Raw genomic sequence first — 1306 nt, forward strand, 5'->3', positions numbered from 1 at the left:
TGGTGAGAATGGGGGTAGGTACCTCTTTTACCGCGTTCCAGGGCGTGGAAGGATGTCTTTTGACGAAGATCTTGAAGCAGGAAAGGATTATTATATATATCTCATCCTAAAAGATCAGACGAATGAGATATCCTTTAAAATTTCGCAAAATCCGACGGTTCCTGATGGCTATACAGAGAAGAATTCTCTAAAGATCGGTGGATTTCATACGCTTTGTGCGGATGTTGGTGAGATTGAAGGACATCTCTTATCGGGTTATCAAGCGGGGGATGTTTTGCCCAATTCTGTTTGGTGTTTAAATCACCGTCCACGTAGTGACCCAGAGGGAATGGTTTACAATCCGTGGCATAATATTTGGGTTGATATCTATCTTCAATCAGGGACAGGTGTAAATGCAAAGTCGGCATATGGTGTTCCGATTACGACCAATCGTAGCTATGCAGATCATGCTTTTGATTTTTGGTCTGTTAATAAGAGATTTTTGACGAGTGATGAGTTCTCGCCATGCATGTATAGAAGTAATCAAGCAACCAGTATTGTCGACAATCAAGCGCCTTCTCCTAAGACGTCTGGAGGACACGTTGATACAAACAATAGACGGATGATTTCGCATATTGGTTGTGAGGATGGTTGCGGTTATGTGTGGCAATATTTGTCTGGTTGTTATCCAGTGACTAAATGGCATACAGGGGAGTAAGGAAGCAGTTTACGTGTAGACATAAATGTTATGTTGGGAGGAGGCGATTGGACTGGTGGCTCTAACAATGATCATCTTGTGCGGAACTTTGCGCATTCTCGTTATGTCGAAGATGAAAAAATAGGCGCCCGTGGATGTAGCGACCCATTTTATTATAATTAGTGCGAGATTGATTAGAACATCATTTTATTCCGCCCCACTTTTGTGGGGCTTTTTTTATGGAGCGTCAGATGAGAAAGATATCGAAAGAAGGATTAGAGCTTATCAAACAATGGGAAGGATTGCGTTTAGAGGCTTATAGAGATACGGCATGTGTTTGGACGATTGGTTATGGTCACACCAGCAATGCGGGTCACCCCCTTGTCAAAAAAGGCATGTGTATTAACAAAGAGCAAGCGGAAAAAATTCTTTGTGAGGACTTAAAGCAATTTGAGAAGACGGTAGAGGAATCGGTCACGGTTTCGTTAACGGATTGCCAATTCGCGGCATTAGTCTCGTTTTGCTATAACGTAGGAACAGCTGCTTTTCGCAAGTCAACATTATTGAAGAAGCTTAATCAAGGGGATTATGAAGCCGTACCCTTAGAATTACAGAAATGGAATAAGGTTG

General features: G+C 42.2%; 1 protein-coding gene and 1 pseudogene. Both read left to right on the forward strand.

The features are described 5' to 3' along the window. A pseudogene (locus ACFIJ8_RS08370) lies at positions 1 to 697 on the forward strand (hypothetical protein); the annotation flags it as partial. Between the two features lie 230 nt (positions 698 to 927). Beyond that, on the forward strand, positions 928 to 1306 hold a 379-nt coding region (locus ACFIJ8_RS08375; protein ID WP_375639377.1), incomplete at its 3' end, for a lysozyme.

It is taken from the genome of Bartonella sp. MF74HXZ, from assembly GCF_042194445.1.
In the GTDB taxonomy this organism is placed as follows: Bacteria; Pseudomonadota; Alphaproteobacteria; order Rhizobiales; family Rhizobiaceae; genus Bartonella; species Bartonella grahamii.